Genomic DNA, 17713 nt, shown 5'->3' on the forward strand with positions numbered 1-17713 from the left:
ATAATCATGTCACGGCCTTATAATAACAATTCCATCAGGGCCCACAACTTTCAGTTCAGAAAGACCCAGCTGCCTAACCATAGATCGAATGCCCCCATTTTGTCCACAAGCCGTAAATGGTTGTCTATCGACGTACAAAGTTAGGCTCTGACCGCTGACATCAATCTTCATAGTTTTTATCTGGTTTAAAGCATCAATCTCCGCATGAGTTTTTGATATTGAATTAACACCACTAACTTCCGTACCATGGGCATTTATTCCATATATTTTCTTTCCGTCAACCTCGATAACGGCAAGAGTACTCCTGTCAGCGGCAGAGCCGGACTTAGGCAACCCTATATCTTCTCTAAAATTCGCCAAATCTAAAACAGCACTTTCGTGATCTGCTATGTGTATTGAGTTATCGGATGGATATATTTTTCCAGACGAACTCTGTATTACAACTTCGCCATCGGCATTGACAATGCGCCTAAATCCATCAGGCAACCCACCCGTTTCATTCGCGGCCGCTCCTCCAGACTTCAACGTACTGTAGCCAGCAGGCACTTCAGGGAAGCCAGCCAAACCAGAGGTATCGATTCCATTACCTCTGGGCACATCCACCACGCTGTTCGGGTTAGGCGCCTCTGGCTTCAACAACGCCACTTCAGTGAGTACATCCCCGTGGTACCAGTCGTTGCAGTCTCCTTCACCACCAACGGCAGCACTGAATCAGAAGCGCCCTTGGTTGAATTCAACGCTTCCTTGATGATGGTGACAGCCTTGCCGGCAACGATTCCGCCCAACTCACCGACCTTGGACGGCACCACGGCGCCAGCGACCGCACTGAGAGCGCCCTTTGCATCTCCCGTCGCCAGCTTGTGCGTTACATCCGCGACGAACCCAACATCGCCAGTGAAGGTCGTCCCGATGGCCCATGCGTCTCGGTTCAAGACACCATGGACATAGTCATCCGTCCAGCCAGCATCCGTGCGGTTAAGCGCCTGCAGCAAGTGGCGCTGGTCGTCCTGACTAGTTGCCGTGCGCAGCACTGCGCCGTAAACCTGATCAAGCGCTGGTGTACCGCGCAAGGCGTCGGCGAACATCGAGTGATCGTTGTACTGCGCCCAGTCGGCAGAGAAATCTGTGTAGCCGGGCTTACTCTGCTTGAGAGCGTCTAGGAAACTGAGCGCGTTTCCATCCTGGGCGACTAACCCGCCCATGCCAAGGATGTCGTTCCAACGGCTGTCCGTTTGACGCATGGCCTGGACGATCAGGCGCTGTCGTGCGGCTTCCACCTGTTGTGGTGTGCATGCATCGCCACATTCCATCGCTGCGAACGTGCCAGCATTGGCATTGATCTTCTTCAGCTCGTCCGGATGCAGCTGCCGGTTGAAGTTCTCTCCATCCACAGCAACGCCGGCACCAGTCTCGCCACCGGCGACTCCGCCGACCAACGCGCTGACCAGGTTCTGCACAAGTTTCGATTCACCCTCGGTAAGAGGGCGCGCAAGTTCTGCGGCGCCCGCACCTAGCGCGCCTTGCATCGCGTTTCCGCCACCAAGGCTCGCAGCGACCGCACCCGCCACGGCGTGCATCAGCGTCTTGCCGGTTCCGCCGTCCTTCCAGAGATCGTTTTGCTCCTGGTACGCCGCCATGGTGGCTTTGGCAGTGTCCAGGTTCTGCTGGATTAGGGCACGCTGCTCCGGAGTCAGGTCGTCACGCTTCAATTGCCTTTTAGCGCCATCCGCAACGAGTGCGGCGTCCTTGTATTTGCTGGTCAGCGCATCTCCAATGGCTCCAACCGTGCGGAAGCCAACCTCCCCCGCGACCTTGGCCATCTCCATTTGATCTTGGACTTTACGTTCGTCGAAGATCTGCTTCAGACCCGACTGCTGCAGCTCAGTCGCGTTACGATCCAGGTTTGCGACCGCCGAGTCGTCTCCGTTGCGAACTTCGATCGTCCCTGCGGAGACGCTGCTCTTGGTGACGCTGGTGGTGTTGCCGTTCTGACCTCCAGCCAGACTCAGGGCGGCTCCAAGCGCTGCCTTCGTCGCACTGGACGCCATGTCCGAGCTAACACCGACGCTGCTGGCTTGGTACTCCGCCTTGTTCTGCACGTCCTGGACCGTCAGGCTATTGGTGGTCAGGCGGTTCTTCTCGGCATCGGCCGTGCTGGCGATGGCGCCGCCGATCAGGTGCGTGTCGCCGCCAACGGTCACGTCAAACCCACCGTTACCAGCCTGGATGCCGCTCTGCTCCTTGACGCTGGTGTAGCTGCTGTCGATCTTCTGCTGACTGTAATAGCCGCTGGCGTTGCCCCCGGTGCTATAGCCGTAGACCAATTGCACGCCTGCCTGCTGCTGCTTGCTCTTGTAGTCGTTGGTATCCTGCTCGCTCTGGATCAGCAGGTCGCCGCCGACCTTGGCCAGTACTTTGTCGCCGATCGCCTGTGCGCCTTTGATCGTTGTGTCGTTGCCGCTGGCCAGGATCAGCGTGTCCTTGGCCGTGACCACACTTTCGGTATGCAGTTCGCTATTGCCCTTGGCACTGCCCTTGCCGGCGTATGCAGTCAGGTAGACGCCAGTGGTGGTGCCAACGCTCACATCGATCTCGCCGCCGGCGTTCCGCGGTCAGGTTCACGTCTTGGCCGGACTGCAGGGCGATGTCGCCGCCGGCGGTGAACTCGGTGCCTTGGACGGTCTCATCGCGGGTGCTGGTGGTCTGCTTGAAGCGCTTGCGCGTTTCTACGGTGGTACTTGTATCGACCGTGGTCAGGCTGGTGCTGTTGAGGTCGTTGCCGGCGACCACGGCCAGGCCATTGCCGGCGTCGAGCTTGGCGATCAGCCGCTAGATTTTTTGCGACCCGGCCAGCTATTTTTTCAAATAACTTCCGGAGAACTGAATTTATGCATCAGCCTAAACTATCGACCAAGACCGCAACTACGCCATTTTTTGCGCGAAACATTGCTCACAGGCATGGATTTTCCCGTTCCTAGCTGATAATTATGGATGCTAATTTTATCTTATATACAACGACTGAAAGCCAGTCGCAGACCGGCGCCGATCTCGCCCGGCGTGGCATCATCATTCAATGTTACACAATCATTATCAGATATCCCCTCGCCGCTCCACCCTTCAAGTTTTTCGTGCTTACTTGGAGTGATTGATATTTTATGATCGAATTTTTCAATGTCACAATTTTTCATGCCCTTAAATAGTGACTTCCGATTTTTATAATTAAACATCTCGCTCATATTTTTAACCCAATTTTCATAGTGTTGTTTTATGTGTTGAATGTCATATAGTTTTTTGTCAAATTCAACTTCCGGTCGGACAAATAACCCTTCTCGCGGCTCTGCCAGAACAAATCTACTTTTTGAAAGCGCGCCGACAACTGCCTCACCCAATTCCACGTCGCCGACATCCGGCGATAACACATAGATATTGCCCTTGTAATCTGCCCGAGCGCTACGATATCCCGAGTAAGTCTCAATGGAAATGAATTCATTATTTATTTTTGCATTTGCTCTAAATATTATCTTAACATCACTCATTTTACTTTACCTCAAATATTTTTACTATTACACCATTGTTTTTCCCATATTCAATAGCTCTGCTTATTTCAGTCCACTGCTCCGCAGTTGTATTGGAAGGTATGGCCACTTGCAATTCGCGAGTCGCTATTTGGCTCGATTTCAGCGAAACGCCACTTAGCCCATATTTACTAAAATCCTTGATTGCATCAATGTTTGACTTAAGAGAAGAATAAACCTGTGCTGGATTCGCGACCTTCGCAGCTGTTGTCGTATCTAGCGTTTTGGCACTCATAGCAAACCCGGTGACATCGTCAAAGAAGTCAAATGTCTTGAAGTTCTGAGGGAGCCGTGATTCTGCAGGCAGTTGAGTCGCGAGATAATTCTCCCAAGGCATACCCTGCCCTTTAATTCCTTTACCCCACTCGATCCCGGTCTCCGCGCGGCTCAGCGTACTACCAATTGTCCTTCCAATGCCCTCTTCAACAACGGTCGCTACGCCGCCAGATGGAAGAACCGGAGTGAGGCTATGGCCCCCCGTTGCGCCACCTGAAGCTATCTCCACGGCTCCGATACCCATCAAGTTGCAGGCATATGGATTACTGAGGCAGGCAGTCACCAGGGCAGGTACGGCTTCAACCGCAACACCTAACAGCATTCCTGCCCCCGGAACAGCTAGCGCACCCCGCCCTGACGCCCCGATCTGCGTCTGCGCAAACGTCAGCAATTCGGGGTTGTAGTTCGCCTGCAGGGTATCCTTGCGAATACCGGCCTGGTAGAGGCTGTTGTAGACCGTGAGGAAGTTGTCCGGACTGGATGCCAGCTCGTTTCCGTAAAAATGGAAGTTGTTGTATTCGGCGTCGGTCGCCTGGAACGCACGCTCCCCAGCATAATCGTTGGTATTGGTACTGAGGAATGCTTGCGCACTCTCATCGACATTGGTGTTGCCAATAAGCCCGTTGATCTTTGCATCCACGCGCGCTGCCGCTTCCACCGTCAGGCGACGCTTCGCTTCCTCCTCGCTGATTCCTTCCTGGAACGCGAATGCCGCAGCGTTCTGACGGATCCAGGTCACCTCTTCCGGATGCAACTGTCGATTGAATCGATCGCCCGATAGCGCCGTGTTGGCTCCGTCCTGTCGACCCAACACACCGCCGATCGCCGCGCTGCCCAACTCCATTAAGGCGTTGTACGTTTCCTTGTCCGTCACCCCGTGGGCGACCAGATAGTCCGACATCGCGCTCTTGGCAGCTTCAGCGCCAGCAGCGGCTGCAGCACCTTGCAGCGCGCCGTCACCGCCCAGTGCAGCGACGGCGGCGCCCGTCAAGCCATGCAGCAGTATCTTGTTCGCTCCCCCATCGCTCCACGACTCAAGACGGGCTTGCGCCGCTTTTCGCGTCTCCTCGTCCGGCGCATTGATCAAATCCTGCTGCGCCTTAAGTTGCATCGCCGACGCAACATCGCCAGCAGCACGGAACCCGACCTCGCCCGCCACGGCGGCCAACTCCTTCTGCTCTGCCAGCTTCTTCTCGTCGAAGATTTCCTTCAGGCCCGACTGCTGCAACTCGGTGGCCTTGCGGTCCAGGCCAGACAGCGCTGCGGTATCGCCGTTGCGCACCTCCACCGTGCCAGCGGCGATGTCACTCTTGGTGGTGCTACTGCTGCTGTCGCTGCTGTTACCCAGCATGCTCAGCCCGGTACGCGCGGCAACACTGACCATGCTGCTTCCGGTCCCACCGCCGACCGACACGCCACTGCTCTTGTACTCGGCCTTGTTCTGCAGGTCCTCCACCGTCAAACCGTTGGTGGACAGACGGTTCTTGTCAGCGTCGGCGGCACTGGCGATTGCGGCGCCAATGAGATGGGTGTCGCCGCCGACGGTGATATCGAATCCGCCATTGCCCGCCTGGATGCCACTTTGCTCCTTGACGCTGGTATAGCTGCTGTTGACCTTCTGCTGGCTGTAGCTGCCACCACTCCCGGAGCCGGTCGCCAGGGTCAGGCTGGCCTGCTGCTGCTTGCTCTTGTAGTCGTTGGTGTCCTGCTCGCTCTGGATCAGCAAGTCGCCGCCGACCTTGGCCAGCACGGTGTCGCCGATCGCCTGCGCACCCTTGATCGTGGTGTCGTTGCCGCTGGCCAAGGTCAGCGTGTCGTTGGCCGTGACCACGCTTTCGGTGTGGAGGTTGCTGTTGCCCTTGGCGTTGCCCTTGCCGGCCGACACGGTCAGGTAGTAGCCGGTCGTTGCGCCGACGCTGACACCGATCTCGCCGCCGGCGTTCTTGTTTTCCGACCTGGTCGTGTTGGTTTCCTGCTGACTCAGCAGGTTCAGGTTGTTCGCCGCCGCCAATGCGACGTTGTCGCCGGCGATCTTGCTGCCGATGACGTTGAGATCGCCGCCCGTGGCCGCGATGGTCACATTGCCGTCGCTGAGGATGCGGCTGCCGCCGGTGGTCTCTTCGTGGGTCGTCGTCTTGCTGGACGAGCTGCTGGCACCGATGCCGATGCGCAGGCTCACGCCGGTGGCATTGGCCGCTCCCTGGGCACCATCGGCTGACGCCTCTCCGGTTTTCGTCATGTTGCCGGCAACTGCTTCGCCGTTGTAACCCTTCAGGCCGTTGCTGGCCAGACCAGCCGCATCGCCGATCGCGTAACCGGCCTTCGCCGCGTAAAGCGCCTTGAGCCGATCGTCGTCTACGTCCGAGCCACGCTTGACCGCCCCATACGCGGTTTGCGCCGCATCGACCAAGCCACCGGTCAATCCAAGGGTGATCCCCGCACTCTGCTGCTTGGACGTTTGCACCGTATCCACGCGGTTCTCGACCGCGGCAATGGTGACGTCCTTGCCGACGATGGCGGTGCCTGCCTTGCTCAGAACGTCGCTGCCAGTGATCGCCACGGCATTGCCGGCGGTGAGCGTGACCGAACCGTCGGTGCTGCCCACCAGGCTACCGCTCTGGCTCACCTCGGTGGTGTCGAGCGTGTTGGTCTGCTTGCTCGCACCCAGGGTGACGCTGAAGCCGCCGCCGCTATACAGACCGGTCTTCTTGACCTTCTTGTCGTGCTCCTCGCTATGCGTGTTCTGCGCCGTCTCCAGCGTCAGGTCGTTGCCGGCGGCCACCACCACGTTGCCGGTGCCGGCAACCTGCGCACCTTGCGAGAGCAGATCGTGGCCGGCGGCGATCTGCACGGTGTCGCCGCTGAGCGTGGTCGCCACGGCGGTGCTGTCGTGCCACTCGTCATGCGTGGTCGTGGTCTTGCTGGACAGGAAGCCGGTTTTCTTCTTCTGCATGTCCTGCACGGCGTCGTGCTGCTCCTGCTCGGCAAGCAGATTGACGTCGTTGCCGGCGGACACGGCCAGCGCACCGGTCTCGGTGAACGCCTTGGCCGCGGTCAGGTTCACGTCGTGGCCGGACTGCAGGGCGATGTCGCCGCCAGCGGTGAACTCACTGCCGTGGACGGTCTCGTCGCGGGTGCGGGTGGTCTGCTTGAAGCGCTTGCGCGTCTCCAGGGTGGTGCTGCTGTCGACCGTGGTCAGCGTGGTGCTGTTGAGGTCGTTGCCGGCGACCACGGCCAGACCATTGCCGGCGTCGAGCTTGGCAGCGGTCAGGTTGACGTCGTGGCCGGCGCTGAGCACCAGGTTGCCGCCAGCGGTGAGCGCCTGCTGGTCGATGTCCTGGGTGGTCGTGGTGGTGACGACCCTGGTCTTGCCCTGGCGGGTCTGGTCGGTGACGCTGCGGCTGTCGCCCAGCACCGAGGTCACGTTGAGGTCGTGCCCGGCCGCGGCGATCAGGTTGCCATCGGCCTTCACCTGCGCTTGGCGGATGGTGAGGTCGTTGCCGGCGGCCAGTTGCAGGCTGCCGCCGGTGGCGATGCTGGTGCGCACCGTGGCCTTGCCGTTGGCGTCGGTGACCGGGGTCAGCGACAGGTCGTGGCCGGCCTGCAGTGCGGCGTCGCCGCCGGCAGCGATCGCCACACCGTGCAGTTGCAGGTCGTTGCCGGCCTGCAGGGACAGGTTGTTGCCGACGGTCAGGCTGGTGCCATCGCCGCCGCGCATCAACCCGCCTTCGTTGCGCAGGGCGGTCGGCTGCAACGTGAGGTTGTTGCCCGCCAGCAGCGCCGCGCTGTTGCCCGCCTGCACGGTGGTGCCGGTGAGGCTGAGGTCGCGGCCGGCCTGCAGCAGCAGGTTGTTGCCGGCGGTGATGCCCGAACGCAGGTCGCCGCCGGCGAGGGCGTCGCGGGTGGTGCTGGTCAGGTCGCGACCGGCACTGAGCAGCACGTCGCGGCCGGCGATCTGGCCGCCGAGGTTGAGCAGGTCCTGATTGGCCTGCAACTGCACGGTGCCGCTGGACACGATGCGGCCCTGGTTGAGCAAGTTGCCGACGTTGGCGCTGACATTGGCGCCGCTGATGGTGCCGGTGTTGCTCAGGCCGGCCGTAGCGTTGAGGGAGACGTCGCCGTTGTCGCTGGCCAGCAGCGCGCCATCGCTGCGCAGGGTCAGCGCGGTCTTCGACGACAGGTACACCACCGGCACCAGCACCTTCTGGCCCTGGTACTCCTGTTCGACCATCCACACGATGTCGTGGGTCAGCGCGGCGACCTGATCGGCGGTCAGCGCCACGCCCACGCTCAGGTGCAGGGTGCCGGCCTCGGCCACGCCGCCATCGAGCAGTGCGCGGTACTGGGCCACGCCGTCGGCGTAGTTGCCCAGGTAGCGGCGGCCGGTGAGCTGGGTGATCTGGTCCAGCACCAGGCGCTGTTCGTAGAAACCGTCGCCCAGACGGGTCTGGGTCCATTGCGGATCGACGCCGAGCTTGTCCAACAGGTAGTCGCTGCTGATGAAGTTGTCGTAGTCGACGAAGCGCGGATCGGTCTCGATCAGATAGCGGCGGCCGGGGGCGCTGGTGTTGGCCTTGACTCCGCCCAGGCCGTTGGCGGCCCGGCCCAGCGTGTTGACGCTGGCGCCGTTGCTGCCGACCAGGCGGTAAAGCCCGCCCATCGGCAGCACGATGTTGCCCAGCGGCGCGCCGACGCCACCGACCACCTGCGGCACCTGGCCGGTGCCCGGGTCGATCTGCTGGTACTGGGTGGGAACGCTGCCGGCGGTCAGCACCGCCTGCGCGGTGCCGGCCTGAACCTGGCTGCGGCTGCCGCTGCCGGCACCGCCGAGTTGGGCCTGCACGCCGCTGGCCTGGACCTGGGATGCATTGGCGTTGCTGCCGCCGGCCAGGGTGGCCTGGCCGTCGTCGATGCGGATGGCACCCAGGCTGGCGGTGGCGATGTGGTTGCCGACGTTGGCTTTGGTGGGCGTCGCAGCGGTCTGCGCCTGCACGGCGATACCACCAGCGCTGTCGGCGCTCATCGTGCCGTACCGGTTCAGGGCCCCGCCCTGAGTGGCGTTGAAGGACGCGCCGCCGATACTGCGGCCGTCGCTGCCGACCGCGCCGTTGCTGATGGTGGCGCCGCTGATCGCCACGCCCTGGCCGCCGGTCATGTTGGCGGCGAGGGCGATGTAGCTGGAGTCGACCGTCGTCGAGGAAATCGGCTTTTCTTCGGTGTCGTAGTAACACACCATGCGCTTGCCGTTGGAAGTCTGCGCGCAGTCGTCGACCACGCCTTTGACGACGTACTCCACGTCCGACTGCTTCACCACCTGCTTGAGCGCCAGCGCCTGGTTCGCCACGGACTCGCCGCCCGTGATCATGCCGTCGGCCATGCCGCCGACACCGCGCTGATTGACCATCAACGCACCTGCAGCGGCGATAGTCGACACGTTGTTGGTCACGCTGCCGGACAGGGCGATATTGCCGCCCGCCACGATACGACCCTCGGCGCTGGCAGCAAGCAGGCTCTCGCGCTCCTCCACCGAGTACTCGCGATAGACGCCCGGCTGCTTGCCCTGGTACGGGAAACGCGCCGAGGTATTGGCCGGCATCTTGATGCTGCGCGCTTCAATCAGCTCGCTCGGCATCGCCGCATTGGCCGCGGCCTTGTCCGCATCCGACAGCGGGCCGGTCTTGGTATTGAGTACCCGCCGCCGGTTATTGATCTGATTGGCCCCGATCAGGATGCTGCCATCGGCCTCGATGCTGCCGGACACGTTGTCCAGCGTGCCGGTGCGCGCGATGAGCGTGCCGCTGCCGTCGCGCGCGGCGCCGATGGCGATGTTGCCGAGGCTGAAGATCTTCGCGTCGCGGTTGACCAACTGGTCGCGCACCAGCAGGGTCATGCCGCTGGTGGCGCCGATCAGCGCACTGCCATAGGTGGCGTTGTCGGTGGCGCCGCCCAGGTCGGCACCGTTGACCAGGGTGCCGGTATCCACCAGCACGTTGCCGCCGACCAGGCTACCGGTGTTTGCTACCGATCCGGCGGTGACCTGCAGGTTGCCGCTGGCGGAGATGTCGCCGGCGTTGCTGACGCTGCCGCCGGTGTTCAACTGCACGTTGCCCGAACGCATGCTGGCGCCGGCAAGATTGCTGATGTTGCTGGCGTTGACGCCGAGGCTGCGCCCGGCCTGCAGGGTCGAGGCGTTGACGAAGTTGCCGCCCACCGCCAGGCGGAAGTCGCCGTTGCTACTGATGTCGGCACCGGCGCGGTGGGTGTAGTCGCTGCGGATGGTGAGGTCGAGCAGGTTCTGGCCGAGGATGCTGCCGCCGCCGTCGAAGCCGACGGTGTCGATGACCACATCGCCCGCGCCGCCAGCGCTGCTGCCGGCGCCGATCTGGCCGCCGCTGTTGCTCAGGCTCTGCAAGTTCAGGCGCACCGCCTGCTCGGCCTTGATCTTGCCGTTGCGGTTGTCGAGCGTGGCGCCGCCCCGCTGCAGCAGCATGCTGCCGCCGGCGTAGACGCTGCCGCCCTGGTTGTCGAGCGCATTGGTGTTGGCGATCAGGTCGCCGCCGGCCACCAGTTGCCCGCTGCCGTTGGCGATGCTGGCGGCGTCGAGCACCACGCTGCCGCGCCCGCCCAGGCTGCCGCCGACGTTGCGCAAGTCGCCGCCGGTGGTGAGCCGGATCAGGCCGCCGCCGTTGTTGACGATGCTGCCCTGGCTGTTGTCGATGCGGCCACCGGACAGGGTCATGGCGTTGCCGCTGTCGAGCTGGCCGCCGCTGTTGAGCAGCGCGCCGGTGACGGCGACGCTGAGATCGCGGGCGGCACCGATGCGGCCGCTCTGGTGGTTGTCGAGCTGGCCGCGCGCGGTCAGCGCGAGGTCGCGACCGGCCTGCACGGTGCCGGCGGCGTTACTGACGTTCTCTGCGCCGAGGGTGAGATCGCTGCTGGCGCCGAGCAGGCCGCCGTCATTGGTCAGCGCATGCGCCAGATCGGCGCGCAGGTCGCCACCGGCACCGTTGACGCTCACCGCCTGCAGCGTGCCGCCGCGGTTGTCGACGCTGTCGGCGCGCAGCACGAGGCTGCCACCAGCGGCCTGCAGCACACCGCTGCGGTTGTCGAGCGCGCCGCTGCCCAGTTGCAGGTTCAGCCCACGGGCGGAAACGCTGCCGCCGACGTTGCCCAGGCCGGCCGCGGTGACACTGGCATCGCCGGCCGCCGCGATGACGCCGCCCTGGTTGTCGAGCGTGTTGCCGGTGCTGAGCTGCAGCTGGCCCTGGGTAAGGATGCGACCGCCGGCATTGCCGAGGGCGCCGCTGCTGCTGACCGTGAGCGTGCCGCTACCGGCGTGTTCGATGCGCCCTTGCGCGTTGTTGATCGACGCCGCGCCCAGTTGCAGGTCACTGCCGTTGCTGACCAGGCGGCCGCTGCCGTTGTCGAACGCACCGGTGACGGCGATGCGGGTGGTGCCGCTTCCGCTCTGCACCAGGCTGCCGCTGCCGTTGCGCAACGTGGCTGCGCCCAGGTCCAGGCCCGCCGCCTGCAGCGTGCCGCCGACGCCGTTGAGCGCGCTGTTGTCCAGCGCGCCACCGGCGCGCACGGTGAGCAGGCCGCCGGCCAGCAGGTCGGCGCCGCGGTGATCCACGTCGCCGCTCGCGGTCAGCGCGACGTCGCCGCCGACGCGGGCGGTGCTGCCGGCCAGCGCGAGTTGCGTGGCATCGGCGGCGAGGTTGCCGGCGGCGATCAGACGGCCGCTGGCGCTGAGCGTGCCATCGGCATGCAGGGTCAGCACGCCGCTGTTGCCGAGGCTGCCATCGGCGCGCACGCCCGCCGCCGCCACACCGCCGATGGCGACGTTGTCGCCGCTCAGGCGCAGGTTGCCGCTGGACAGAGTCTGCCCGGCGTTGTCGATGCGCTGGCCCTGCAGCGCGATGTCCGCACCGCTGACGGTGCCTTGCTGCAGCACGCCGGCGTCGCTGCCGAGCAGGACTTGGTTGGCGTTGAGGGTGCCAGCCACGGTCAGGTCGCCATGCGCCTGCAGTTGCAGCGTGGTCGCCGCGCTCAAGGCGCCGCTCTGGTTGAGCGCGCCGCCGGCCTGTGCGCTGAAGGCGCCGGCCGAGGCCAGGGTGCCGCCGAGATTCAGATCGCCCTGGCTGACCAGGGCCACGTCGCCGGTTTCGCTGCCGAGTTGGCCGCTGCTGGCGACGCTGGCCGCCTGCACGCGCAGGGCGCTGCCGGCAATCAGATCGCCGCGGTTGTCGACGGCGCCATTGGCGGTCAGCGCCAGGCGCTGCACGCCGTAGCTGCGGCCGGTCTGCTGCAGCGAACCCACGTCCAGTTGCAGGCGCTGGCGCGCACGCAGCGCGCCGGCGTTGCTGAGCAGGCCGCTCACGGTGAAGGTGCCGTTGCCCAGGGCGGCGAGCAGGCCGCTGCCGCTGTTGGTGGCACTGGCGGCGGTGAGGCTCAGGTCGCTGCCGGCGACCACCTGGGCGGCGTTGTCGAAGGCGCCGGTGGCGCGGAGGTCGAGCGTTGAAGCGGACTGCACCAAGCCGCCGAGAGCGAGATCGCCCGTGCTGGTCATCGCCAGGGTGGTGCCGGCGTCGACGGTGCCCTGGCTGTCGATGGCCGCGCCGTTCAGGCGCAGCGCGCCGGCGCTGTGCAGCACGCTCTGGCTGCCGCCGCGCAGGGCGCCGCCGGCTTGCAGGGTGGCGTCCTGGCCGGCGCTGACGCTGGCGTTCACCTGCAGGTCGCGCTGCGCCTGCGCCTGCAGGCCTTGCGTCGTGGCGAGCTGGCCGCCCAGGGTCAGATCGCGGCCGGCGCGCAGGTCCAGTGCCTGCGCGCTGAGCGTGCCGGTCTGCAGCAGATCGCCCTGCGCCTGCGCGCTGAGCTGGGTGGCCGCGGCCACCGTGCCGCCCAGCGTCAGGTCGCCCTGGCTGGTCAGTGTCACCTGGCCGCTCTGGCTGCCGAGTTGGCCGGTGCTGGCGATGCGCGCGGCGTCGAGCTGCAGGTCGTGCCTGGCGATCAGTTCGCCCTGGCTGTCGATGGCGCCGCTGGCGCGCAGGCTCAGGGTGTCGCCGGCGTAGGCCTGGCCGCTGTGCTGCAGATCGCCGACCTGCAGGGTCATGGCCTGGCCGGACTGCAAGGTGCCGGCGTTGGCGAGGGTGCCGGCGGTGGTCAGGGCCAGCGCACCCTTCGCGGCGAGGCTGCCGCCTTGGGCATTGGCGATGCCGGCGGCATTGATGGTGAGATCGCGCCCGGCCAGCACCTGCGCGGCATTGGCCAGTTGGGTGCCCGCGGCGAGCGCGACGTCGCGCCCAGCCTGGGCCACGCCGGCCACGGCCAGGGCACCATCGCTGCGCAGGGCCAGATCGGTGGCGGCGTCGAGCGTGCCGCGGCTGTCGAGGCTGCCGCCTTGCAGGGTGATGGCGCCGGCCGCGCTCTGCAGTACCGCCGCGTTGCCGGTGGCGACGCTGGCGCCCTGCAATTGCAGATCGCCGGTGGTCAGGGCCTGGCCGTCGACGCGCAGCGCGCGTTGCGCCTGCAGCGTCGCGCTGGTCGCGCTCTGCAACGCACCGGCGACGCCGACATCGCGCCCGCTCAGGGCGATCGCGCGCGCCTTGGCCACGCCGTCCAGGCGCAGGTCGCCCAGCGCGGTGGCATTCAATGCCTGCGCGGCGATCACGCTGCCGCCCAGCTGCAGGTCGCCCTGGCTGGTGAGCGTGACCTGACCGTTCTGGCTGCCGAGCTGGCCGCTGTTGTTGAGGTTGCCCACGTCCACCAGCAGGTCGCCACCGGCGATCACGTTGCCGCGGTTATCGACCGCGCCGCTGCTGCGCAGCGTCAGCGCCTGGCCGGTGGAGAGCGTGCCGCTTTGCTGCAGGCTGCCGGCCTGCAGGGTCAGCGCCTGCTCGCCGCGCAGCAGGCCGGCGTTGTCGAGCAATCCATCGACGTGCAGATCCAGCCCGCGGCCGGCGGCCAGCGTGCCGGCAACGCGGTTGACCGCGCTGCCCGCCTGCACCTGCAGATCGCGTCCGGCCACCACACGGGCTCTGTTGTCGAACGCCCCCGCGGCGCTCAGCAGCACGTCGTTGCCAGCCTGGGCGATGCCGGCCAGGCGCAACGCGCCCTGACTGTGCAGGGTCAGGTCGGTACCGGCGTCGAGCGCACCCTGGCTGTCGATGCTGCCGCCGTCCACGGCGATGTCCGCGGTGCTCTGCAGCACCGCGGCGCTGCCGGTGCCGACGCTGGCAGCGCGCAACTGCACGCTACCGCCGGCCAGCGCCTGCCCGTCCAGTTGCAGCGTGCGCAGCGCCTGCGCCTGCAGGGTCGACGCACTTTGCACCGTGCCGGCCATGCTCAGATCGCGTCCTGCATCCAGTTGCACGGACTGCGCCTTGCTGGTGCCGCCGAGCAGCAGATCGCCCGCCGCCTGCACGCGCAGCGCGGTGCCGGCGATCTGGATGCCGGTCACTTGCAGATCGCCGGCGCTGACGACGCCGAGCTGTCCATCCTGGCTGCCGAGCTGGCCGCTGCTGGTCACGCTGCCGGCGGTGATCGCCACATCGTGCTTGCCGATCAGGTCGCCGCTGTTGGTCAGTGCGTTGGCCGCCTGCACGGTCAACGCGTCGCCGGCATAGGTGCGGCCACTCTGCTGCAGGCTGCCCACGGTCAGGGTCGCGGCCTGGCCGGCCTGCACCAGACCGGCGTTGTCGAAGATGCCCCGCACGTTGGCGTCGAGCGTCGTCTGCGCGAGCCACTGGCCTTGCGCCTGGTTGCTGGCGCTGGCCGCGGTGAGCTGCAGCGCGCGCCCGGCGAACACCTTGGCCTGGTTGGCGAGGGTGCCATCGGCCAGCACCGCGACGTCGCGCCCGGCCTGGGCCAGGCCAGCCAGGTGCATGTCGCCCGTGCTGTGCAGGCGTAGATCGGTGCCCGCGTCCAGCGTGCCCTGGCTGTCCAGCGCGGCGGTGTCCAGCTGCAGGGCGGTCGCACTCTGCACGATGGCGCCACTGCCCAGCGCGACGCTGGCGGCGTTGACGTCGACCGCGCCGCTCGCGCTGGCCTGGCCGTCCACGCGCAGCGCACGTTGCGCCTGCAGTTGCAGGCTGTCGGTGCTCTGCACGGTGCCGGCTACGCCCAGGTCGCCCCCGGCAGCGAGTTGTACGCCGGCCGCACGCAGGCTGCCACGCTGCTGCAGATCCCCCAGCGCCTGCGCGTTCAAGGCGCCGGCGGCCACGACCACGCCATCGAGTTGCACGTCGCCGCGGCTGTTCAGCACGACCTGTCCGCGCTGGCTGCCGAGCTGGCCGCTGCTGGCGAGACTGCCGGCATCGAGCCGCACATCGTCACCGCCGACCAGATCGCCCTGGTTGGCGACGGCGCCATCGACGTTCACCGTCAGCGTCGTGCCGGCATTGGCCGAGCCGGTCTGCGCGAGGCTGCCGGCGCGCAGGCCGAGCGCGCCACCGGCGTACAGGTGGCCGTCGTTGGAAAGCACGGTCGCGCTGCTCAGGCTGGCATCGCCCAGGGCCGACAGGCTGGCGCCGGCGGCGTTACTCAGATTGCCGGCACTGACGCTGAGCGCGCCGCCGGCTACGACCTGCGCCTGGTTCTGCAGCGCCCCGGCGCTGCTCAGTGCGAGGTCGCCACGCGACTGCACCGTGCCGGCCAGCGACAGGTCGCCGGCGCTGCGCAGGGCCAGGGTCGTGCCTGCGTCGAGTACGCCGGCCTCGGCGATGCTGGCGCCGTCCAGCGCCAGTGCGCCGCCGGTCTGCACCTGCCCGCTCTGCAGCAACGCACCCTGCGCGTGCAGCGTGGCGTTGCCGCCGGCCGCCAGGGTGGCGCTGCTGCGCAGCTGGCCATCGGCGCTCAACTGCAGATCGCCATCGGTGCGGATCACACCGTCCAGCGTGGCGTCGCCGACCGCCTGCAGTTGCGCGCTGCCTGCGCCCAGGGTGCCCGATTGCAGCAGCGCGCCGCCAGCCTGCGCGGTCAGCGCGCCCTTCGCCGCAACCTGCCCGGCCAGGGCCAGGTCGCCGCGGCTGCGCAGGGCGACGTTGCCGCCCTGGCTGCCGAGTTCGCCGCTGCTGAGGAGTTGCGCCGCGTCCACGCTCAGCGCCGCGCCGGCCACCAGGCTGCCGCTGTTGCGCAGCGTCGCAGTGGTGGCGAGCGTGGCGTTGCGCCCGGCGTAGCTGCCACCGGTGTTGCCGACGCTGGCCGCGTCGATGCGCAGGTCGCGTCCGGCATACAGGGTGCCGGCGTTGTCGAGCGCGCCCGGCGTCGCCAGCGCGACGTCGCCGCCGGCCGAGACCACCGCACCGGCCGCATTGCCGATCGCCGCCGCGCCCAGGTCCAGGCGCCCGCCGGCGCTGAGCTGGCCGAGCGTGTCCAGGCGTCCGCCGGCCTGCACGCTGGCGTCCTGCCAGGATTGGGCAAGGCCGGACAGGCGCATGTCGGCATCGCTGCGCAGGCTGAGGCCGGCGCCGGCGTCGAGCACACCGGCGGCCTCGATCCGCGCCGCCTGCACCGCCAGGCTGCCGGCGCTCTGCACGGTGCCGCCGCGCTGCAGCCAGGCCGCGCCAGCCTGCAGTTGCGCCGCGCCGCCGGCGTAGGCGCTGCCGCTGCTGCGCAACTCGCCGCTGGCGCTCAACGCCAGATCGCCGCCGCTGTAGAGGCTGCCGCCGGCGTCCAGTTCCGAACCGAACAGGGTGATGGCGCCGGCGCTGCTGCGCCCGCTGTGCGCCAGCGCGCCGCCGGCGGCGGCGTCGAGCAGGCCATGCGCGATGGTGTCGCCGCTCAGCGCCAGTTGCGCGGCGCGCAGGCGCACGCCTGCCTGCTGCGAGCCGAGGACGCCTTGCTGGCTCAGCGTACCGGCCGCGCGCAGGTCGACGTCGTCGCGGGCCACCGCGGTGCCGCCCAGGCTGAGCTGGCCGGCGCTGTCGATCTGCAGACTGCCGCTCTGCGCGGACAGGGTGCCGCGGCTGACCACGCCCACCCCGGCCTCGGTGGCGATCAGGCGGATGCGGTCGGCATACATGCCGCCCAGGTACGCCACGTCGATGCCGATCGCCGGCGGTGCACCGTCGCTGCCGGGCAGCACCTCCAGCAGCATGCCGTCGTAGCCGATGCGCTGCGCACCGGCGCTGGCCAGCAGGTCCTTGGCCCACACCGAGCCATTCACGCTCAACTGCCGCGACAGCAGATCCAGGCGGTCGACGTTGTACGCGTCCAGGCCGTTGCTGCCGATGCTCAGCGCGCCGCCGGTGATGGAGAAGCCGTTCAAGGCGCCATCGGCGCCGAGCAGCGGGGTGCCGGTGGCCAGGGTGACGCGCGAGGTGTTGAGGAAGCCGCAGCCGTCGCAGACGATGCCGTTGGGGTTGGCGATCACCAACTGCGCCTTGGCGCCGGCGATTTCGGTATAGCCCTGCAGGCGGCTGGTGGTGGAGGTGACTTCGTTGAGGATCAGCGTGGCCGCGCCGCTGTTCTTCAGGTTGTCGTTGCCGGCGATATAGCCGCCCAGCTCGGTCTTGGAGATCTGCGCGCTGTTGTTGAGGATCAGGCCGTTGCTGCCGACGTCGAAGCGCGAGTAGCGGTTGTGCGAGACGCCGCGTGCGTTGGGAGCGACGATGTCGACCACCGGCACGCCGTTGGCGGCGGCCTGCTGTCCGGGCTGGCGTCCGTCCGGATTGGCGACCGGTGCGACCTGCGCGTACAGCGGCAGCGAGGTCCAGGTGACGGTGCAGCACAACAGCGCGGCCAGGCTGCGCTTGAGCGGCTCGAGCAGGCGGTGGCGGCGGTCGTCGGTACGGTCCATGTGCATCGTCGTCTCTCTCGTGCCGCGCACCGCGGCAAAAACCCATCGCGTTGCCTGCCGCCGG

Annotated in this window: 3 protein-coding genes and 2 pseudogenes; 1 reads left to right on the forward strand and 4 read right to left on the reverse strand. The window is 66.4% G+C overall.

The genetic code is table 11. The features are described from left to right. Positions 1–9 precede the first annotated feature (9 nt). Complete coding sequence (locus PG878_RS20470) at positions 10–645, reverse strand: deaminase (protein ID WP_209030056.1); 636 nt, start codon at positions 643–645, stop codon at positions 10–12. Further along, positions 633–2609 (reverse strand): annotated as a pseudogene (locus PG878_RS20475) (hemagglutinin repeat-containing protein); the annotation flags it as partial. The gene PG878_RS20470 and the pseudogene PG878_RS20475, both read right to left, overlap by 13 nt. 16 nt (positions 2610–2625) lie before the next feature. Between PG878_RS20475 and PG878_RS20480 the strand changes: the two are divergent. Then, positions 2626–2982, forward strand: a complete 357-nt coding sequence (locus PG878_RS20480) for a hypothetical protein (RefSeq protein WP_209030054.1) — start codon at positions 2626–2628, stop codon at positions 2980–2982. 23 nt (positions 2983–3005) lie between these two features. On the opposite strand, the gene PG878_RS20485 is transcribed toward PG878_RS20480, so the two are convergent. Both PG878_RS20485 and PG878_RS20490 read right to left on the reverse strand, forming a co-directional pair. Next, complete coding sequence (locus tag PG878_RS20485; RefSeq protein WP_209030053.1) at positions 3006–3536, reverse strand: contact-dependent growth inhibition system immunity protein; 531 nt, start codon at positions 3534–3536, stop codon at positions 3006–3008. A gap of 76 nt (positions 3537–3612) precedes the next feature. Then, a pseudogene (locus PG878_RS20490) lies at positions 3613–17649 on the reverse strand (hemagglutinin repeat-containing protein); the annotation flags it as partial. Between the last annotated feature and the right edge of the window lie 64 nt (positions 17650–17713).

The organism is Xanthomonas hawaiiensis, assembly GCF_031834635.1.
Lineage (GTDB): Bacteria > Pseudomonadota > Gammaproteobacteria > Xanthomonadales > Xanthomonadaceae > Xanthomonas_A > Xanthomonas_A sacchari.